Origin of the sequence: Pseudomonas sp. Ps21-P2 (genome assembly GCF_039672565.1) — a bacterium.
Classification (GTDB): Bacteria; Pseudomonadota; Gammaproteobacteria; order Pseudomonadales; family Pseudomonadaceae; genus Aquipseudomonas.
Map to the genome: position 1 here is coordinate 62,416 of NZ_JBDFPL010000011.1, position 19,934 is coordinate 82,349.

The window sequence follows — 19,934 nt, forward strand, 5'->3', positions numbered from 1 at the left end:
CGATTGGCTGGTTTGAACGACGACGAACCTACAACGGGTACGACGCTGTGCCCCAGAATTCGAGCCAGTGTGTCGCCTGTAAATGGAGCACCCCGAAACGAGACTGGAGTTAATTTGTAACAGAGTTCTTCAAAGCTCAAGCGAATTTTAATACTTAGTGGAGGCCTCTAACCCGGCGTTTTCGGTACAAGCGCCGGGGAATCTGGCTCAGGAGGGATTGTGAAACTTCGCGATGGGCTCGTGAAAACGCAGCAGCCGCCCGGCGTTGCCCAGTACCAGCAGCGTGCTGAGGTTATGCAAGACCGCAGCGATCATGGCGCCGGCCGCGCCCAGCACGCCGAAAGCCGCCATGGCGACAATGGCCAGCGTCCAGCCGAGTCCGATGATCACGTTCACCTGCAAGGTGTGGCGGCACTGGCGGCTCAACCGCACACAGGTGCCCAGGCGGCGCAGGTCACTGCCGATCAAGACGATGTCGGCGGAGGCCAACGCGATGTCCGCCCCCCCCGCCCCCATCGCGACGCCGACAACGCCGGCCTTTAGCGCCAGGGAGTCGTTGATGCCATCGCCGACGACCATCGGGCGAAAGCCTTTTTTGATTTCGCTCATGACCCGATTGAGCTTGTCCTCGGGCAACGCCTGGGCGTGGATATCGCTGATGCCGACCTCGTGACCCAGGCTGTCGGCAACGCTTTGCCGATCCCCAGTGAGCAACAACTGCCGACCAAGGCCCAGCTCGCGCAATTCACTCAGCGCCTGCCGGGCCTCGGGCTTGAGGCTGTCGGCCAGCAGCAGCCAGGCGAGGAAATGGCCATTCACCGCAAGCCCGGCAATCGGGCCGTCATGATCGGGAATCGGCGAAGTCGCAATGCCCAACTGCGCGAACAGCTCAGGCCGCCCCAGTGCGGCTTCACCCCGGGTCGTCTGTGCAACGACGCCCAGCCCTTGGCGCTCACGAATGTCGTCCAGAGGAAGCAGATGATCCTTGCCGACCAACGTCGCCAGCGCGCGACTGACCGGGTGGCTGCTTGCCGAACCCAGGCTTGCCGCCAGCTCGATAACGTCGTCGCCCGCGCCCTCCTCGGCCCGAACCGACTGCAGGCGCAAACTCCCATAAGTCAGTGTGCCGGTCTTGTCGACAACCAGCGAAGTGAGGTCAGCCAGCTCTTCAAGAAAGGCCGAACTGCGGATCAGAATGCCGTGGCGCGCGGCGACTGCAATACCGGCGATGGCTGTCGCCGGCGCCGACAGCACCAACGCGCAGGGACACGCAGCCACCAACACGGCCAGCATGGCCTGGGCGTTATTAGTGATGAACCAGGTCACGGCCGCAATCAGCAGCACCAGCACCATGTAGCTGCCGGCGTACTTTTCCAGCAGTCGAGTGATGGGCGGTTTGGAGCGTTCGGCGCTTTGCATCAGCGCGATGACCTTGCCCAGGGTCGACTCATTGCCGATGCGCGTCACTTCGATACGCAGCAGACCGTCGAGATTGATCGCGCCGCCAAAGACTTCCATGCCTGCACGCGCTTCAAGCGGGACGGACTCGCCGGTGATCGGCGCCGTGTCGAGGCTGGCCTGCCCCGAGATCACCAAGCCGTCAGCCGGTACGCGATCGCCAGCGCGCACTTCGACGCGATCACCTGCCACCAGCGTCCCGTTGTCGACTTCGCGGATCACGCCATCCTTGTCGATCAGTCGGGCGTGGCTGCGGGTCAGACGGCCCAATGCCTGAATGGCTTCCTGGGAGCCAATCACGCTGCGCTCCTCCAGCACGTGGCCGAAGATCATGATGATGGGCAGCAACGCGGCGGTCATCAGATCGCCCGTCGCCCAGGCGCCGAGCATGGCCAAGGCAATCAGTTGATCGGTAATGCCGTGCAGGCTGGGATAACGCAGGCTGTGCCAGCCGGCGCTGACCACCGGGATGGCCACCAACAGCGAGGCGGCGCCCAGCAGCAATTGGCTGACGCCGACTTGCTCGGGCGAGAAGAATCGCCAGACCAGCCCCAATGCAAGCAAGCCCAGGGCAAGCATCGCCAGCGTCAACTGACGGGCTGCGCTGCGCTGTTCGCGGCTGGTGAGCATGCTGCCGGGCGCGACTGGCGCGGCATGCGTGTGAGAAGAGTCGTGGGAATGGTTATGCACGGCTTCGCCACTCATTTATCAGCTCCCTGAATGATCAGGCGGGAATCGTCGCGGGGATCGACCGTGGTCACTGAACCCGCCTGTTTCAGGATGGCAGGCACCCGCTCGCGGTAAATACGCAGCAGCAATCCGGGATCGCTCTTGTTCTGGATCGACATCGCCAGGCCGGTCACCGCGGCGGTGTCGGTCTGCGCCTTGGCCAGCCGTTCGGAGGCTTGGGCATGGGCGACCTGCAGGGTACGGTCAGCCTGCTGATTGGCGGTCTGGTTGAGTTTTTCCGCATCCGTCCGCGCGTTCGCCACGGCCTGATCGGCTTGCTGACTCGCAGTCAGCACCGCGTTGAACGCATTCACCGCTGCCGCCGGCAAACTGGACTGCACGTCGACCCGTACCACCTCGACGCCCAAACCGACGCCGGTGGCCGTCAGCTCGCCGAGCCGCGTATTGATGCCCTGCACCAGGTCTCCACGCAGGCGTTCGCGACGCTCGGCAGACTGGCTGTCGGAGCCCACCAGTTCGGGACGCGCCACCAGAATGGTGTCCAGATCCCGCGCCGCCGTGAGGCTGACGGCGCTGCGATTGACCAGACGATCCAGCGCCGGTAGCACGTGCTCACCTTGCAGCACGAACTCCCGGGGGTCCGTCACTTTGTAGTACGCCGTCACGTCGAGTTGTACGACGCCAGCGTCACCCGTGAGCAGATAGCCTGACCCTGCCAGCGCGTCGCTCATCGGCGTCGCGAAGCTGGTGATCTTGTCGGCCGCCAAGGCAGTGGGTGAGCGCAACAGCGTTTCGACGTGCCGCTCGATCACGCGATCAGCGGAAGGCAGCAGCACCACCTGCTCGAACGGTTGCGGCCAGGCCAGCAGCAAGCCGGCGTTCTGCACACGGTCCAACTCGCCAAAGCGAAACACCACCGCACGGTTCTGTGGATCGATTTCCCGCACATTGGACACAGCCCAACCGAGCGCCGCCAGCAGGGTCACGACGTACAGCCCCAGAAACGCCAGGCGACTGGCCTGCAGCCAAGGGCTGTTCACCACCGGCCGCTCGATGTGCGCAGCATCGTGCTCGGTCATGGCTGCGTTCCAGCCTTGCCATCCAGGGTCGGCGGGCCATCGACGAGCACCCGGAACGGTGCGGCATCGGTGCGCAGAATCAGTTTTGTGCTCGGCCCCACCACGGTGCCGAGGGTGTCCAGCGAGCGCAGCAAGTTGTACAGCTGGGGCGAACCGGCGTAGGCACGGCCGTAAATCTGCGCCGCTTCGACGCGGGATTGCGCCTCGATGTCCGCGGCTTTCACGGTTGCATCGGCCTCGACAATCCGCGCGTCGCGTTCCGCAGCGGAGCGGATCTGCGCCGCCTCGCGCTTGCCGATGGCGGTGCGCTCGGTGGCGATCGTCTCACGCTCGGCGCGCATCCGGTCGACCGTTGCGTTGAGTGTCACCGATGGCAGCGTCAGACGCTCAACCCCCACTTGCAGAACGCGAACGCCGTAAGTGGTCAGCAGTTGCTTGTCGATCTGCTGACGCAGCTGGTTTTCGAAATCGGCGATGCGCACCTGATTGGCGTCGGTGTTGATCAGGCTCGACAGATCGAAGCTGGCGGCGGTGGTCTCCAGTGCCGAGCCGACGAAGGTGCGGATCTGCCGGGCTGCTTCGTCCGGCTGGTTTTGCACGGCGCGCATGAAGCGCTTCACGTTGTCCGGATCGCCCTGCACCTGCCAGGCCACGTACGCCTGAACGATGATGCGCAGGCCGTCACGGGTACCGACGTCCTGCAAGCCACTTGAGGTGGTGCGCAAACGCAGGTCGACGGGGATCGCTGCTTCGAATGGCGCCGGCCAGCGCCAGCTCAGGCCGGGATCGAGCAGCACTCGCGCAGGATTGCCGAAGCGCGTGATGACCGTCGCCTCGCCGGAGCGCACCTGCACCAGACTCGCCGCCGCGACCGCGAAGGCAATCAGCACGGCCGCCAGCGCAGCACGACGCCACGGAAATACGGCCGGGCCGGAGGCTTCGCCATGGTGATGACCGCCATGACCGTGACCGCTGTGGTCGTGACCAGAATGGTCGTGATGATCGTGGGAATGAAACAGACTCAAGGGAAGACTCCTTATTCAGCCGAGGGCTGGTCAGCTGATTGGGTCGACGCTGCGGGGTCGACCGGGAGGGTAAAAGATCGCAAATCAATGGTCGGCGCGCTGGTGCCGCCGAGCCGATGATCCAGCACCAGCAACTTGGCGTGGGTCAGCCCCTGGGTCAGCTGACTGAGGTACTGCTCGAGCAGGAATGCCTGGCCCGCCTTGGCGTAGCCCTGCTGTTCAGCGCTGAAGCGCAAATCCGCCCCTTGCGCCGTGGCCATGACTTCCCGCGAGGTCGCCGCCGCCTGATCGTGGGCCATGCTGGCGTGCAGCTGCGCCACATTGGCCTGATCGGCCGCCGCGCCACGTTCCCGGGCAATCAACGCCTGAGCGCTGATCTGCGCGGCCTGGACAGCGTGATAGGCGTTGGCCGCCCCGGCTGGCGGATGAATCGACTCGACCACGGTCGCGAGAATTTCCACGCCGCTGTCGAGTTTTTTCAGGTCGCGCTGTACGGCGTCGCCGATGTCGGCCGCCAGGTCGTTGCGCTGCTCACCCAGCAATTCGTCGAGGGTGCGCGAGGCAAAGTCATGCACCAGCACGCGGCTGGCGGTGCTGCGAATCAGGCTGGGAATGTCGGCGCTGTTATAGGTCGCGGCCAGTGCGGCTTCGTCCGTTAAACCGATGCGATACACAAAGCGCACGTCCATGTTGACGATCTGAAAGCTTTGCTTGTCTCCCGAGCCACTGGCGATCACTTGCGACTTGTCGTTGATGTGCGTGGCGTCCCACAGACGGTTGGCGATGGCGGGTGGCGGACCTTCGGCAGGGTCAACAGTCTGCTCGGCACCGGCTCCCTCTGAGACGCTGGTCGCCAGCTCGTGGACCACGCCATTTTCCACCGCCAGCACCGTTCCGAAAGGCCAAGGCAAACCGGCATGCAGACCCGGCTCCAGGACTTCAACCGGCTTGCCGAAGCGCTCGTAAATGCCGCGGCCCTGCATGGGGATTTCATGAACACCGCTCAGCAACCAGCCGAGGCCGACGATGACCACCAGCACCGGCAGAAAGGCGCGGCGCATGTAGGTAAACGCCCAGATCTGACGCAGGTCGATGCCGAAGCGGTTGTGCAACTCGTTTTGCAACGCCAGCAGCGGGCGCGGCGGCCAGCGCAGCAGACCGGCGACAAAGCTGGTGGCGATCAAGCGCGGCTCAAGGCGTTCATTGCGCGGACTAAAAACGGACAGCAACGCGCGGGTGAGCAACTCGACAGCAACCAGCCCTGGCAAGAGTCCGATCAACACTGCGAGCCGGGCGGGCCATACGCGGTCAACGGAGGAGAAAAACAGGCAGAACGCCGTGACCAGTAGCGTACCGATGGCGACCTTGGTCATCTGCGCCAACTGCTCGGCTTCAGGCCAACTGGCCTCGGACTCGTTGCTGAATTGCCGCTCCAGCACCAGCAGCGCAAAACCGATCAACAGGAGCAAACCGCCGACCACGTTACCGACGAGGCCGACATTGCTGCCCGACAGCGCAAGGTTCCAGATCAGGCCAATGCTGATCAGCGACAGCAACGCCCAGCCCGCCAACCAAAACACTGGCAATCCGACCTGGCCGACCATTGAGGTGCTGGCACCGCTGATACGGCCGAGCACGCGGTCGTACCAGCCCTGCTCTTCGCTGTGAAGCAGCGCTTCTTCGTCTGTTCGAATCGACTCAGGCGGAGCGAGAACGCCGACGCGCCATTGGCTGACCACGTGGGCCGACTGCAACGCCGCCGCCAGCACAAGCAGGCTGGCGGCGCTGTTCGTCAGCACCGCCGTCCACAGCGAGTTGGGGGAAAAGAGGTCGACGAAAAGCGACACCACCAAGCCGATGACGCCCATCGCTCCTGTCAGGTACGTCAGCCGTGAAAGACGTCTCGATTGAAAAGCCGCCTGCTGAAATCGCGGCAGGCTCGCCGGTGCAACGCCCTCATCATCCAGATCAACCCGCATTGCAACTCCAAAGCCCGTTTAACGCTGCCATTCATCACCCTTCCCGACCACCCACCGGCGTTGCAATTACGCGGCACAAGTGACGCTGACACAGGGCGTTACGATATAACAGAAGTCGTGAAATTTTCGTCTGATTATTCGTTTGCGTAACGCGAGATGCGGGGTCAGACAGGCAGCAGACAGGTAGATATCGCCTGCCGTCGTATCGAGTTTAGTCACTGCACAGACGGGAAGGCGCCTACCCGGCTAAAGCTGGTCCTGCACGCTTCCCGCGAGGCAGTGACCAAACTCGCTCGCTTGACTTTGAAGCGCTTCCGGGAGAAATATTACATCCATCATTTAAGCCGCCAAGTGACGCGACATTTGTCCAGACGCGGCTACGCTTCCCTCCATTGCTGGGTTCCTCGAGGAGTACGTTCATGAGTCACTACGACGTTGTCATCATCGGTGGCGGCCCCGGCGGCTACAACGCGGCGATCCATGCGGGCCAGAAAGGCTTGAAAGTGGCGTGCATCGAAGGCCGTGGAACATTAGGCGGGACATGTCTCAACGTAGGCTGCATTCCTTCCAAATCGTTGCTTCACGCCTCGGAGCTGTATGAGGCGGCGACGGGCGAGGAATTCAAGAAGCTCGGCATCGAGGTCACGCCGACGCTGAACCTGCCCCAGATGATGGCGCAAAAGGCCGAAAGCGTGACCGGCCTGACCAAAGGCATCGAGTTTCTGTTTCGCAAATACAAGGCCGACTGGATCAAGGGCTGGGGCCGTCTCGCAGGGCCCGGCAAGGTCATCGTCACCGACGCTGAAGGTGCCGAGACCGAGCTGACGGCCAAAGACATCATCATCGCCACCGGTTCCGAGCCAACGCCCCTGCCCGGCGTGACCATCGACAACAAACGTATTCTCGACTCCACCGGGGCCCTGTCGCTGAGCGAGGTGCCGAAGCATCTGGTGGTGATCGGCGCGGGGGTCATCGGTCTTGAGCTGGGCTCGGTCTGGCGCCGGTTGGGGGCAAAGGTGACGGTGGTCGAATTTCTCGACCATGTGGCCCATGGCACTGACCTGGAGGCCGGCAAGACGCTGCACCGCTCGCTGTCGCGTCAGGGCATGGCGTTCAAACTCGGCTCGAAGGTCACCTCTGCCGTCGCCGCGGACACCGGCGTCACCCTGACAGTCGAACCCGCCGCCGGTGGTGAAACCGAGCAGATCGGAGCGGACTACGTGCTGGTGTCCATCGGCCGTCGCCCGGTGACGAAAGGGCTGGGCCTGGAAACCGTCGGACTGGAAGTGGACAAGCGCGGCGTCCTGCCCAACACGGGGCATCGCACGGCGGTGGAGGGCATCTGGGTAATTGGCGACGTGACGTCAGGCCCGATGCTTGCGCATAAGGCGGAGGACGAAGCCGGCGTGTGTGTCGAGCGGATCGTCGGCAAGAAAGGCGAGTTGAATTACAACCTGATCCCCAACGTCATCTACACCCAGCCCGAGCTGGCCAGCGTCGGTAAAACGGAAGAGCAATTGAAAGCGGAAGGTCGCGCTTACAAGGTGGGCAAATTCCCGTTCAGCGCCAACAGCCGCGCCAAGGTCAATCACGAAACGGACGGCTTCGCGAAAGTGCTGGCGGATGAGCGAACCGATGAGATTCTCGGTGTACACCTCGTCGGCCCAAGCGTGAGCGAGATGATCGCGGAGTATTGCGTGGCTATGGAGTTCGCCGCGTCAGCCGAGGACATCGCCCTGACCTGTCATCCCCATCCGACAAGGTCAGAAGCGCTGCGTCAGGCGGCGATGGGCGTCGGAGGGCATACCACGCAAGCCTGAAATGCGCCGCCAAAATCGGCCGATCAAGCAACACGTTGAAGCGAAATCGGTGATGCCCTGAAACGATTTTTTTCCCTTTGCGCGAACAAGATGCCGAGATTGTTATCTGTTTGTTGGTAATTTGCGTTCGGCAAGGATTGGGAAAGCGCACTTTTTTGTGCAGGAAGGCACAGCATCTTCAGAGGCTTCACCATATGAATCGCAGGAATCTCTTGAAAGCGTCCATGGCGCTGGCAGCCTATAGCGCGCTACCCGCCTCAGGTCTTTATGCGGCACGCGCGCTGGCAGCGGCCGCCGATGGCGACATCGAACACTTTGACTTCAAGACCTTGCAGGACAACGCCAAGCAGATGGCCGGCAAGCCTTACGTCAGCACCAAGCAGAACCTGCCGCCAACCCTGGCGAACATGACGCCCCAGCAATTCAACGCGATCAAGTACGACGCCGGCCATTCACTGTGGAATGACGTGAAAGGCCAACTGGACGTGCATTTCTTCCACGTCGGCGCGGGCTTCAAGACCCCGGTGCGCATGTACAGCGTCGACCCGGCCACCCAGCAGGCGCGTGAAGTGCATTTCCGTCCCGAGCTGTTCAACTACGAAGCCAGTCGCATCGACCAGAGTCAGCTCAAGGGCGACCTGGGCTTTGCTGGTTTCAAATTGTTCAAAGCCCCCGAGATTGCCATCAACGACATCCTGTCGTTCCTGGGCGCCAGCTACTTCCGCGCCATCGACAGCAACAAGCAATACGGCCTCTCCGCACGGGGTCTGGCGATCGACACCTACGCCCACAGTCCTGAAGAATTCCCTGACTTCACACAATTCTGGTTCGAGAAGCCGACTAAGGACGCCACACGTTTTGTCGTGTACGCGCTGCTGGACTCCCCCAGTGCGACGGGCGCGTATCGCTTCGATATCGATTGCCAGGCTGACCGCGTGGTGATGGACATCGACGCGCACATCAATGCGCGGGCGGACATCGAGCAGTTGGGCATTGCGACCATGACCAGCATGTTCAGCTGCGGCACCCACGAACGCCGCATGTGCGACACGCTCCACCCGGAAATCCACGACTCCGACCGGCTGGCGATGTGGCGCGGCAATGGCGAATGGATCTGCCGCCCGCTCAATAATCCGGCCAAGATCCAGTTCAACGCCTTCGCCGACAAAGACCCGAAAGGCTTCGGTCTGGTGCAGACCGACCACGACTTCAAGACCTATCAGGACACCGTGGATTGGTACCACCGCAGGCCTAGCCTGTGGGTCGAGCCGACGACGGCATGGGGCGAGGGCTCCATCGATCTGCTGGAACTGCCGACCACGGGCGAAACCCTGGATAACATCGTCGCGTTCTGGAACCCGAAAGTGCCAGTCAAGGCCGGCATGTCGATGAACTACGGCTACAAGCTCTACTGGAGCCCCCTGCCCCCGGTCAGCACACCGCTGGCTCAAGTGCACGCGACGCGTTCAGGCATGGGCGGTTTCATCGAAGGCTGGGCTCCGGGCGAGCATTACCCGGAAGTCTGGGCGCGGCGTTTTGCCGTGGACTTCAATGGCGGCGGGCTGGACCGCTTGCCGGAAGGTTCGGGCATCGAGCCGGTGGTCACTGTGTCACACGGCAAAGTCCAGGATTTCAATGTGCTGGTGCTGCCGGACATCAAGGGGTTCCGCGTGACCTTCGATTGGTACCCGACCAGCGACTCCGTAGAGCCGGTAGAGATGCGCATGTTCATCAAAACCGGCGATCGCACGTTGAGCGAGACCTGGCTGTACCAGTACTTCCCGCCCGCACCGGACAAGCGCCGCTATACCTGAGTTTGGTCACCTGAGGGGTAACGGGATTCAAGCTTGCTCGCGAAACGGCGTATCAGCCGCTGGATATTCAGCGGTGGATACGCCGTACTTGTAACGAAAATGAGTCATAGATAGTGGCCAACAGGCTAGGATTTCTTCTCCTTTTAACAGCGTCAATTTTCTATCCGCTATATAAATCAATAAGTTACGAATACAGATATTTAGCCATCATTAAATATGTCGGTAAATTTGACTAATTGATTGACAGCCCTCCACTCTGCGGCTGATATATCCCTGTCGCACCGCTCGCGAGGGGACCGAAACGCCCCCCTCCTCCCCCGCTGCGATCACCCAAATCATCGCCACTGCACGCCATCGACGGTTATTGCTGCTTGGCCGGGCGGTAGCTTTTTTTCGCCTGGCGGCCTGCTCGCACGCTGACGCTTATCACACGTACAAATGCTCCCGAGGGGCTGCACATGATGTCGACTTCCCCCGTCTACGTTGAAAAACCTTCTTTGCTTTCATTCGATAAGTCCACGGCGATCGCGCTGGTCGCGATCAGCCTGATGCTGGTCGAGACCTTCAACGGGGCTCTGCGTTTCTATCTGGATCAGGCAGGGATCTCCGTATTGCTCTACGCCCCGAAGGTCGCCTGCCTGCTGTTCTTCGCACTGGAGCTGCGCAGCTTCAAAGCCGGGCCGGGCGTCTGGTTGAGTCTGCTGGTGCTGTTGCTGTCGGCGGGATGGGCAGCGTTGAATGGCGCCCAGGCCGGGAATTTCGCATTTGCGCTGTACGGGATCAGCCCGCTGCTCTTCGGGATCGCCTGCGGTGACCAGATCATTCGCCACAAGCGCCTGTTCATGTGGGCGATTGCCTTCTGTCTGCTGGCTTCGCTGGGCGGCATTGCCCTCGACCGGTACGTCAGTCTGCCGTGGAAGGGCTACAGCTACACCGTGGGCGGCACCGAGCTGAGCGCCAACACCGCATGGACTTCCGAAGACATGGACCGCCCGGCCGGATTTGCGCGAATCTCCAGCTCACTGGCCATCATCATCTCGATCCTCAGTCTGTACCTGATGGCGACCCTGCGCTCGAAGTTGCTGGGGCTGGTGGTCTGCGTGATCGGTCTGGCCGGGGTGATATTGACCACCAGCAAGGCGCCAGCATTAGCGTTCATCGGCGGAACGGGTCTGCTGGTGATGTTGCGGTTTCGCTGGACAGTACGGGCGACCATCGTTGTTGCGGTTGTACTCGGCATGTCACTGCCCTTCGTGGCAATGATGACCGACTTCGATGCCAACAAGATCTCGGCCACCAGTTCGCTGGCGTCCATCTACGACCGGCTGATCAACACCTGGCCCAACGTCATTCGGACGCTGATGGAGGAGGACCGAACGCTCACGGGTGTGGGCTTCGGGCTGGTTGGCAGTGCCGTCGCCGCTTTCCCAGTTGTCGGCGCCGACATCTTCATGGTGTCCGACAGCACCGTGGTGTACCTGTGGGCGACGTTTGGCCTGGTCGGACTGTTTCTCTACGCCCTGCACATCCCGTTGTTTTTCATCCTGGCCGACAGTGTCAGCCGTTATGGCAAGGCGTTGCTGGTGACGAGTTTTTGTATCTGCATTGTCAGCTGGACGACCGATACGCTGGAAGTTACCCTCGCGAACATGTTTCTGGGCATGGCAATCGGCCATGCACTGGCCATGAAATCGCGGGGCAGACTGCGGGCCCCAAAGCCCCATGAGTTGCCCACGTGGAACGGCCTCCCGGGCCTGAGTTGACCGAGGCAATCCCATGAGCTTTCGCAGCATCGGCCTGAGCGGCCTGGCACTGATGGCCGCCCTGTGCGCGGCCAATGTCGCCGTGGCCGAGCCGTTTATCGTCGGCGTCGCTACCCATTCAATGAATAACACCGGGCAACCGCTGCGCAGCCTTCAGATGGCAAGCGTGGCGGGCGTCACGTCCATTCGCGATGACGCCTTCTGGTCTACGGCCGAACCTGTGCGCGGCCAGATGCAGATCATTGCGCCTTGGCGCGCATGGCTGAGCACTGCCAAGGGACTGAATCTCACACCGATGGTCATTCTCGGCTACGGCAGCTCATATCAAGGGGGCGCAAAGCCGCGCATACCTGCGGTCAAGATTCCGTACCTGAAATACGTGGACTACCTCACCCGCCAGTTGGGCAGTCCGGTCAGGTTCTATGAGGTCTGGAACGAGTGGGACCTTGACGGCCCGACCGATCCGCGCCTGAGCAATGACTACGTCACGCTGGTCCGTGACGCGGCACCAGTCGTTCGCAAGAACAATCCCCAGGCGCTGGTACTCGCTGGCGCCGTAACGACCATGGGCATCAAGAGTGGCTTCGTCGACCGTATCCTGGCTGCAGGGGTGATGAAGTACGCCGATGGCATCTCCCTGCACCCATACGTGCACTGCGAAGGCAGCTACCGCAACACGCCGGAAAGCTGGATCGGCTGGATGCGTGACCTGGACCGTCGAATCAGCACCAAGGTTGGGAGGCCGGTGCCGCTGTATCTGACCGAGATGAGCTGGCCGAGCCACAATGGCAATTGCGGCGTCAGCGCCGAGCGCCAGTCTGCGTACCTGGCGCGCGCGTACTTCCTCATCCGCACCGTGCCGAATGTCAAAGGCATGTGGTGGTATGACCTGATCAACGATGGCACCAACCGCAACGAGCAGGAGCACAACTTTGGCCTGCTTGAGGCCGATCTCCGTGCGAAACCGGCTTATTCCGTACTGAAGGCCATCAGCCCTTATCTGCCTCAGTTCACCTACGAGCCGGCAAACAGCCTGCAGTCCGACGGCGTCTTCCAATTGGCATTCAGCAATGGCCGCGAGCGCATTTTGGTGGCGTGGGTCAGCGGTCGCGAGCACGAAGTCACCATCAGCGCCCCCGCCATGAAAAACAAGCCGGTGCGCATCCTCGACACGCAGACACCGGACAAGGGCATGACCGACTCCCCGCAGCAGTGGGTGTGCGACGCCCAGCGCTGCTCGGCCCGGCTGACGCTGACGGAGTTTCCGAAAATCATTCGCCTAAGCCCTGACGCCTGAGCCGCGACGCCTTAAGACCGCACCTGTTCCAACCCGCCTGACCTGTCAGCGCGGGTTTTTTTATGTGCGGTAGATTCAGATAGTGGCAATACGACATTTTCTGGACATGTCTTACTGCTACCTTACGGCTTGGGGCAGACACGCTGCCGGAGGAACGTATGGGGCTTCGGGGAAGATTCATCGTTGGCAGTCTGCTCGGGCTGCTCATGCTGCCAGCCGTGGCTGAGCCGTACGTCGCGGGCGGAGCTCAGTGGAAGCCGTATGCCTACGAGGACAAGGACGGCCATCTGGCGGGGATCTCCATCGACATCGCGCGACGCGTGACGAAGCTGGCCAACCTGGACGTTACCTTCGTCAGCTACCCGGTCAATCGCCTGCAGTCGATGCTGCGCAAGGGCGAGATCGATATCAATTACGCCGACGCACTGATCTGGAACAGCCCCGAGGAGCAACGTCGATACGTGTTCTCCAAGCCCTATTCCACGGTTAGAGAGCACCTGTACTTTCTGGCCGACCACCCTGCCCGCAGCCAGACCATCGCCCAACTGGAACACCTGACCATCGGCATGGTTCGGGGCTACAACTACCGGGCACTCGACCCGGCCATCGAGCAGCGCCGCCTGACCCGACTGGAAACCTCGAAGGACGAAGCGCTGATCAAGCTGCTCCAGAGCAAACGCGTCGACGCCATCGCCATGGTCGACGACATCTTTGATGAGCTGATTTCAAGCAATGACCTCGATCCCGGCCAGTTCGCCCAGGGCGCACGACTCAGCGAAGCGCCGCTGGTATTTAAGCTCCAGCCGCAATACGCCTCGTGGTTGCCGCGGATCAATAGCGCGATCGACAGCCTGAGCAAGACGGGGGAGCTGGAGCGCATTCGACGCAAGTATTTGCCGGGGATGCAGGGGGCGAAGTGAAAGCAGCCCGATCGATGAGCCAGCCATTTTGTAACCTTGGAATAGTAGACAGCGCGCATCCCAGATCTGGAAAGTACAATGCCGACCTCAAAAAAAACCCCACCGTGAGGTGGGGTTCTTGTTACTTCGTCTGTCCTCGGGGGGAGGTGCATGCACCCGCGTGTCCCGTGGCTAGTGAAAAAACTATATGGACATAGGTTTATCAAGTCAATGCAAAAAGCCTGCGCTGTCTCGACCGCCCTCTCATCGGCTCGGATGGCAACGTATCGAAGTGCGGCTGCGGCTGCCGGGTTCGGGGGTGAAGAGGCTTTGGCACTTTACGCCTGGAATGCTCGCGTATCGGGCGCACTGCTTACACCCCTGCATATATGTGAAGTCGTTGTTCGCAACGCCGTTGCTGACGCATTAGAACTAATTCACGGACCCTCCTGGCCATGGAGTTCTGGCTTCGAACGCAGCCTTCCTCGGTGCGCAGGCCCCGGCTATAACCCGCTAACAGACCTGCAGCGCCTTAAGTCGAAGCGCAGCACTGCAGGCCAGATTGTCGCCGAACTAAAATTCGTATTCTGGGAGAAAATGTTTACCAGCCGACATGACGATCGAATCTGGAACTCGTGTCTTATCCAAGTCTTTCCCAACCTGGAGCCCGCCAATACGACCTCAGAAAACCGCAAGAAGATATTTGAAAACCTGAACAACGTGCGACTGCTCAGAAATCGCATTGCCCACCACGAACCTATTTTCAGTCGAGATCTCCAAGCCGACTTCTGCATCATCATCGGACTGGTAGAAGCTCGGTGCAGAGCATCCGCCTCGTGGATGCTGAAGCAGCAGCATGCTCTAGAGGTCATCGCCACCAAACCTTTCTAGGCGTCTCTCATGCGCGAATGCGGTAGAGCGCTGAAGATAGCCTCTAAACCGTCGATTTGACCTCAACATTCAACCCCAACATCTCGCGGGCGATTCGGTCGGCGTCGACGAAGGCACGGGAATAGCTGCCCGAAGACGGGACGTAGTGGTTGTAATAAGTGGAGCCTTCGACAAGAGGGCCGGTTATCCACAGATTCGGTTGCGCTTTGCCTTCACTGTCGACGAGCACGCCCTCTCCATCTCCGGTCAGGCTGTGGATAATTCCGATGCTCTTTAACGAGCGAATGATCTTTGGCAGCGACGATTTGTCACAGGCGGTGCTAACGTGTGCCTTGATAATACTGTTTAAAGGCACCGACGGATTGCCCTCGAGAACCACCTTGGGCCCTACCCCATCTGCACTGTGGATAACTTGAGAATGCCGCACCCAGTGGACAATTCCCGCGTCGGCCAACGCCAGCAGCTCCTGATGACGTTCCTTCTGCGGCCCGGCCACCATCCGATTGACGTGGGGCGCGTACTCTCCGAAGAAGACACGGCTTGAAGCAGCTGTAAGTCCTCGGTTATCCACAACCCGACGCAGCTGCTCACGGCAACTTCTCCACACTTCGATCGCGGCTTTGATGGGGCTTGCATCAAGTCCTAAAAAGCTCTGCCCGATATCGCGCTCGATAAAAACGCGCATGGCCTGGGGATAATCCGCAGATTCAATGGTCGACCCGCGGGGGTTATACACAGCCTCGTCCAGCGGAGGCGCATGAAAACGGGATGCCATTTCTGCCGACACGGCTTCAAGCCGGCCTGAGTGATACACGCGCGCAACTTCCGCTTTGATCCTCACTGCCGATTCGCCTTTTTGGAAGGCGATCATCCCGAAGTATTCCGCGAGCATTTCAGCCCTTATCAACGGCAGGACCTGCTGCTCGAAATCCAATCCGGCAGGGTTTTCCGTTCGCAGATTAGCGACAGCCGACAATGTAAAAATCAGTGCCGCATTCGAGGTCCGATGAGGCACGATGTCCGGCCGTGTGCGGTACGGCAGACCGCTGCGCGAGAACATATAGATACGTGGCTCTCGCCCACTGGGCTTATAACGTAAGCCTTCCGCCCGTTTGGTGAATTGGCCTCCGCGACCAACCGTCAGATCGGCAACGACGTCCATGGCGGTCAGGCCCAATCCCTCGATGCCAACCGCTTCTGTGGATAACTTGGAACCACGCGAATCAAGATGTGCGTCCTTTACGAACGCTCCGGGCAGTTCCTTATCATCATCCTGCAACCGCCGCGCGTGACCCACTGTGATTGCCAGCCAATCCACAGAACACTCCACCTCGGCTGTGGACAGAACAAACTGGCCCATGTCGGTGTGCTCAATGTTATCCACAGCGTGCGGATGATGAACGACGCGCACGTTCCCCGGCAGACTGCGAACGACTTCCTCGTAAGTCCACGCCAGATACTCTCCTAGCCAGCGGCGCGGCAGGAATTCGTTGGGTCGTACTCTGCGTTCAGTCGATTTAAAACGCAGGCACCATTCGTAAAAGTTGGGTCCTTGGCGTCCTGTGTGCCCGTCAAGGGCGGCCGTGTCTGGAAACATCGAAATCTGCGAAGCAACAGTGTTGAGCATCAGGTATTCAGGCTGGTCGACGGCATGCAAACCTGGCCCCGGAGGCTGGGGATCAAATACGTTTACCTCGATGCGCCGAGCCGTGTTAATCGCCAGCGCACAGATACGCTCCAGCACTGTCAGCCCGCGTGAGCCACAACCGACGATGCCGATCCTGACGACGGGTTTGTCCAAGGTTGGGGATAACTTTTCGTCGGCCAGCGCTGCGCTCAGTTCCATCTCAGGGTTTCTCCGAAGAACGAGTCAATGGCGATGCCACGGGATTCTGCCAGTGCGGTGTCGACGATGAATTTGCTTAGGGCCAGGTCCAACACGCCCAGGCCGAATGGCGAGAAGATCGAGGGCTTCGCAGGATCAAGCTCGACCTCGCCACGGATGAGGCCGGCCAGCGTGCCGTTCATAAAAGCGCGACTGCCGGTCAATTGCTCGGCCAGATGCGGCGATGTGTTGGCCTTCATGCAGTGCTCGATGTCGTCGCAGAAGTTGTTCGCCTCCAACAGCAACTGCGGCGCGATGTCCCGCAACGAGATGTTCAGCACGACCTGCCCAGCGCGAAACGCCATCGGTGGTTTGACGTATGGCTCGCCCGCTGTGGTGGCGAAGATCACCAGATCTGCCGCCAGCGCTTGCTCCAATGACCCAATCCGGGCTGTGCATAAGTCGGCATTTTCAATAAAGCCAGTCAGAGCGTCCGCCGATGCCGCATCGAAATCATGCACAACGGCGTGACCGATGCCCCACCCTTCGACGCCGAGCATGCGCGCGATGTTGCGGGCAATGACCCCTGCGCCGATAAATCCTACCGACGTAGTCTTACGTGACTGACCGTTGAGCCAGTAAGCGCCTGACACCGCCGAGGCGGCCGTTCGCACCGCGCTGATCTGCGCGCCTTCAAGGCAGGCATAGGGATAGCCGGTTTCGCGGTCGTTGAGGATGACCACGGCCGACGCCCTCGGCTTCTGCTGCGCGACATTGCCGGGAAAGCTGGAGATCCACTTGATTCCCGCTACGGCGTCCTCTCCGTCCAGCGCCGCCGGCAGGGCGATGATCCGGTTGGCAGGCTGTTGAGGGAAACGCAGAAAGTAGCTGTCCGGGTTGAGCGTCTGGCCGTCGTGGTGCTGCAGATACACCTGCTCGATGCGCCGCACCATGTCGTGGGCGTGGCTGTCGAGGATGTCTTTGATGGCTGCGCCGGGGATCACGTGAAAGTCAGACATTCAGCGCTTCTCCCTCGAATGTGTGGACGTACTGCTTCAGATACCGGGTGATCGGTTGCGAGCTGAGCGCAGTTAGCTCGGCGCGGCCGAACTTCTGCATGACCCACTCATCGTTGTAGATGGTTTCCAGGTAACGCTCGCCTGCGTCCGGGGAGATCGCCACGACAACGGCGTCTTTGGGAATCCCCAGCGAGGGCGAGGCCAACCCGGCCACCACGGTCCCGGTGGAGCCGCCGGCCAGGACGCCATTGGATTTCGCCAGCCAGCGACACATGGCCACGGTGGCGCGCTCATCCACCACTTGCTGCTTGTGCAAGTGATGGGCGCGGAATATCGGCGGCATCTGGCTGGAGCCAAGTCCCGGAATGAAGCGCGGGCCGGGTGCCTGACCGAAAGTCACCGAACCCGCGCTGTCTACCGCAATGATCTTGGTGCGCGGCGAATGCTTGCGGAAGTACTGCACGCAGCCCATCAAGGTGCCGGTGGTGCCGGCGCCGACGACCAGGTAGTCCAGCGCCGGGAAGGCGATATGAATCGAGCGCGCCGTGGTGTTTTCATGGGTGCGCGCGTTGGCCGGGTTGCTGTACTGGTTGAGCCACAGATGACGGGGATCACGGGCCACGGCATCGCGGATGTACCGAATGCGCGTGCCCAGATAACCGTCGTTGTCATCACGCTCGGTGACGATGACGATCTGTGCGCCAAAGGCTTCCATCATCTTGATGTTGTGCAGGTTGGTGTTGGGGTCGACGACGCAGCAGAACTTGTAACCGCGCTCGGCGCAGATCATCGCCAACGCTACGCCGAGGTTCCCGGACGAGGACTCGATCAGCACGGTGTCCTTGTGGATAAGTCGGCGTTCGGCATAGGAGTCGATCAAGCCTATGGCGGTCTTCATCTTGATCGAGCCCGCAGGGTTGCATGACTCAAGCTTCAAATGCAGGTTTTCAAAACCCAGGCCTTTTACCCTGACGAAGTTCGAATCGCCGACGATGTGGGAGATGAAATTCATGGCCGTGCCTCGACGTGTGCGGGCCGGGTGTAGCTCGGCATGGTCACCACCGGCGCGCGCTGCCGGGGCTGGGTCGCCAGCAACGCATCGGTCAGGTGCTGCGCACGTAGGGCGACCATGGAAAACGACTGAGCGTCGCTGATGCCATGGGTCTTTTCCGAGGTGCCGTTCGCCAAAATCTGCATGCCCTCGCTGTGCTGCAGGGCGACGCGGTAATGCCGGTCGACCGCAAGGGTGCCGTCCTCGTCGCGGACCAGCCAAGGTTGCAGCAGGGTCAGCAGAGGTGGCACTGCAAGCTGCTCGTAGCCTGTGCCCAAGACAACGCCGTCGACGTACAGCACGGTTTCAATGCCGGTATTGCTGTCACGCAGCACCACCGAATAGGCATCGCCCACTTGTTCCACCGAGGCCACTTCGGACCAGGCATGCAGGTTCAGACGTCGGTGCCCGGTGACCTCGCCTTCGTACAGGAAGGAGTAAAGCGCCTGACTCTCGTCGACGTCGATGCCTGCGTAATTGGTCGACCGGATCTCTTCGAATACCCGATTGCGTCTGCCGGGCTCAAGGTCGTGGAAATAGTCGATGTGCTCCGGCAGAAAGGCCATGTTGGGAAACTGCCCGAGCTGTCCCACCTTGAAACCCACGCCGCGGTGCACCGAATGGACCTGCGTGGTGGGGGCGGCGCCGAGCAGGTGGGTGACCGCCTCCCCCGCGCTTTGACCCGAGCCCAGCACCAGCCAGCGCTGCGCGATAGGACCGCCACCGAGGTGGATGTTTTTCAGATACTGGGATGTGTGGAAGACACGGCCGCCGAGATGCGGGCTGAACGCCTCCGGTATCCGGGGCAGGCTGCCGTGGGAAAGCACAAGCCGTTTGGTGCGATAAGTGCCCTTGGCCGTGACGACATCAACACCCTTCAGGATGCCCTTTTCCGCCACCGGTAATACGTCGAGCACGCCTTCGTCGTAGGCCACGTAATCCTTGAGTTGCGCAGCGACCCAGGCGATGTAGTCGGACCATTCCACCCGGCTGGCCGGACGCCCAAGCAGGCCGAACGTGTGCAGACGACCCTTTTCCTTCAGGTACATGGCGAAGGAGAACCGACTGCGCGGATTGCGTGGCGTCACCAGGTCTCGAAAGACATGGTGGTTGATGTCGGTGCCCGCCAGCAGAAACGCGCCATGCCAGGTCGAATCACGCCCTTTTTCGAAGAAACGCACGCGCTGCAAAGGCTTGCGGCCGCTGTCTTCCGCCTCGTCTTCCAGCGCACAGGCCAGTGCGATACCGGCCGGGCCGAACCCGATCGAAACGACGTCAAGCGTTTCACGCACACCTTCGATTTCATACTGAGTCATGGTCATTC

At 61.0% G+C, this 19,934-nt stretch carries 14 protein-coding genes; 6 read left to right on the forward strand and 8 right to left on the reverse strand.

Features of this window, described 5'->3' with window-relative positions; all coding sequences use genetic code 11:
* Positions 1-207: 207 nt before the first annotated feature.
* The 4 genes from ABEH28_RS24430 to ABEH28_RS24445 all read right to left on the reverse strand — a co-directional run bounded on the left by ABEH28_RS24430 (position 208) and on the right by ABEH28_RS24445 (position 6,231).
* Positions 208-2,088: a cation-translocating P-type ATPase gene (locus ABEH28_RS24430; RefSeq protein WP_346631344.1), complete on the reverse strand. Its 1,881-nt coding sequence runs from the start codon at positions 2,086-2,088 to the stop codon at positions 208-210.
* 71 nt (positions 2,089-2,159) lie between these two features.
* The gene (locus ABEH28_RS24435) at positions 2,160-3,227 is read right to left on the reverse strand and encodes an SPFH domain-containing protein (RefSeq protein WP_346631311.1); all 1,068 of its coding nucleotides are present in this window, start codon (positions 3,225-3,227) and stop codon (positions 2,160-2,162) included.
* Positions 3,224-4,252 (reverse strand): protease modulator HflC, encoded by a 1,029-nt coding sequence (locus tag ABEH28_RS24440; RefSeq protein ID WP_346627370.1) that lies wholly within the window; start codon positions 4,250-4,252, stop codon positions 3,224-3,226. The genes ABEH28_RS24435 and ABEH28_RS24440 overlap by 4 nt, the downstream gene beginning before the upstream one ends.
* Positions 4,253-4,263: 11 nt before the next feature.
* Complete coding sequence (locus ABEH28_RS24445; protein WP_346631312.1) at positions 4,264-6,231, reverse strand: protease modulator HflK; 1,968 nt, start codon at positions 6,229-6,231, stop codon at positions 4,264-4,266.
* Positions 6,232-6,650: 419 nt separating this feature from the next.
* On the opposite strand from ABEH28_RS24445, the gene lpdA reads away from it, so the two are divergent.
* From lpdA to ABEH28_RS24475, 6 genes are all read left to right on the forward strand, one after another.
* Positions 6,651-8,051 carry a dihydrolipoyl dehydrogenase gene (lpdA, locus tag ABEH28_RS24450; protein WP_346631313.1) on the forward strand — a complete coding sequence of 467 codons (1,401 nt, stop codon included), beginning with the start codon at positions 6,651-6,653 and terminating at the stop codon, positions 8,049-8,051.
* A 194-nt stretch (positions 8,052-8,245) separates the two neighbouring features.
* Positions 8,246-9,865, forward strand: coding sequence for a glucan biosynthesis protein D (locus tag ABEH28_RS24455; protein ID WP_282365426.1), 1,620 nt, complete (start codon positions 8,246-8,248; stop codon positions 9,863-9,865).
* 458 nt (positions 9,866-10,323) lie between these two features.
* A complete protein-coding gene (locus ABEH28_RS24460) occupies positions 10,324-11,628 on the forward strand; it encodes an O-antigen ligase family protein (RefSeq protein ID WP_346631314.1) in 1,305 nt (434 codons plus the stop codon).
* 13 nt (positions 11,629-11,641) lie between these two features.
* Positions 11,642-12,925 carry a hypothetical protein gene (locus tag ABEH28_RS24465; RefSeq protein ID WP_346631315.1) on the forward strand — a complete coding sequence of 428 codons (1,284 nt, stop codon included), beginning with the start codon at positions 11,642-11,644 and terminating at the stop codon, positions 12,923-12,925.
* Between the two features lie 158 nt (positions 12,926-13,083).
* Positions 13,084-13,845: a transporter substrate-binding domain-containing protein gene (locus ABEH28_RS24470; protein ID WP_192174509.1), complete on the forward strand. Its 762-nt coding sequence runs from the start codon at positions 13,084-13,086 to the stop codon at positions 13,843-13,845.
* Between the two features lie 150 nt (positions 13,846-13,995).
* Complete coding sequence (locus ABEH28_RS24475) at positions 13,996-14,715, forward strand: hypothetical protein (RefSeq protein WP_244656049.1); 720 nt, start codon at positions 13,996-13,998, stop codon at positions 14,713-14,715.
* Positions 14,716-14,758: 43 nt separating this feature from the next.
* On the opposite strand, the gene ABEH28_RS24480 is transcribed toward ABEH28_RS24475, so the two are convergent.
* Genes ABEH28_RS24480 through ABEH28_RS24495 form a run of 4 tightly spaced genes read right to left on the reverse strand, consistent with a single transcriptional unit; the run spans position 14,759 to position 19,926 of the window.
* A complete protein-coding gene (locus ABEH28_RS24480) occupies positions 14,759-16,561 on the reverse strand; it encodes an FAD/NAD(P)-binding protein (RefSeq protein ID WP_346631316.1) in 1,803 nt (600 codons plus the stop codon).
* A complete protein-coding gene (gene sbnB / locus ABEH28_RS24485) occupies positions 16,552-17,559 on the reverse strand; it encodes a 2,3-diaminopropionate biosynthesis protein SbnB (protein ID WP_346631317.1) in 1,008 nt (335 codons plus the stop codon). The genes ABEH28_RS24480 and sbnB overlap by 10 nt, the downstream gene beginning before the upstream one ends.
* Positions 17,552-18,571: a 2,3-diaminopropionate biosynthesis protein SbnA gene (sbnA, locus tag ABEH28_RS24490; protein ID WP_346631318.1), complete on the reverse strand. Its 1,020-nt coding sequence runs from the start codon at positions 18,569-18,571 to the stop codon at positions 17,552-17,554. Before sbnA ends, sbnB begins: the two co-directional genes overlap by 8 nt.
* Positions 18,568-19,926, reverse strand: a complete 1,359-nt coding sequence (locus ABEH28_RS24495; RefSeq protein WP_346631319.1) for a SidA/IucD/PvdA family monooxygenase — start codon at positions 19,924-19,926, stop codon at positions 18,568-18,570. The genes sbnA and ABEH28_RS24495 overlap by 4 nt, the downstream gene beginning before the upstream one ends.
* Between the last annotated feature and the right edge of the window lie 8 nt (positions 19,927-19,934).

What these genes read in the sequence shown, in the direction of transcription:
- ABEH28_RS24430 (WP_346631344.1), bottom strand. Translation starts at nt 2,088, where the DNA reads ATGCTCACCAGCCGCGAACAGCGCAGCGCAGCCCGTCAGTTGACGCTG.
- ABEH28_RS24435 (WP_346631311.1), bottom strand. Translation starts at nt 3,227, where the DNA reads ATGACCGAGCACGATGCTGCGCACATCGAGCGGCCGGTGGTGAACAGC.
- ABEH28_RS24445 (WP_346631312.1), bottom strand. Translation starts at nt 6,231, where the DNA reads ATGCGGGTTGATCTGGATGATGAGGGCGTTGCACCGGCGAGCCTGCCG.
- lpdA (WP_346631313.1), top strand. Translation starts at nt 6,651, where the DNA reads ATGAGTCACTACGACGTTGTCATCATCGGTGGCGGCCCCGGCGGCTAC.
- ABEH28_RS24455 (WP_282365426.1), top strand. Translation starts at nt 8,246, where the DNA reads ATGAATCGCAGGAATCTCTTGAAAGCGTCCATGGCGCTGGCAGCCTAT.
- ABEH28_RS24460 (WP_346631314.1), top strand. Translation starts at nt 10,324, where the DNA reads ATGATGTCGACTTCCCCCGTCTACGTTGAAAAACCTTCTTTGCTTTCA.
- ABEH28_RS24465 (WP_346631315.1), top strand. Translation starts at nt 11,642, where the DNA reads ATGAGCTTTCGCAGCATCGGCCTGAGCGGCCTGGCACTGATGGCCGCC.
- ABEH28_RS24470 (WP_192174509.1), top strand. Translation starts at nt 13,084, where the DNA reads ATGGGGCTTCGGGGAAGATTCATCGTTGGCAGTCTGCTCGGGCTGCTC.
- ABEH28_RS24475 (WP_244656049.1), top strand. Translation starts at nt 13,996, where the DNA reads ATGCACCCGCGTGTCCCGTGGCTAGTGAAAAAACTATATGGACATAGG.
- ABEH28_RS24480 (WP_346631316.1), bottom strand. Translation starts at nt 16,561, where the DNA reads ATGGAACTGAGCGCAGCGCTGGCCGACGAAAAGTTATCCCCAACCTTG.
- sbnB (WP_346631317.1), bottom strand. Translation starts at nt 17,559, where the DNA reads ATGTCTGACTTTCACGTGATCCCCGGCGCAGCCATCAAAGACATCCTC.
- sbnA (WP_346631318.1), bottom strand. Translation starts at nt 18,571, where the DNA reads ATGAATTTCATCTCCCACATCGTCGGCGATTCGAACTTCGTCAGGGTA.
- ABEH28_RS24495 (WP_346631319.1), bottom strand. Translation starts at nt 19,926, where the DNA reads ATGACTCAGTATGAAATCGAAGGTGTGCGTGAAACGCTTGACGTCGTT.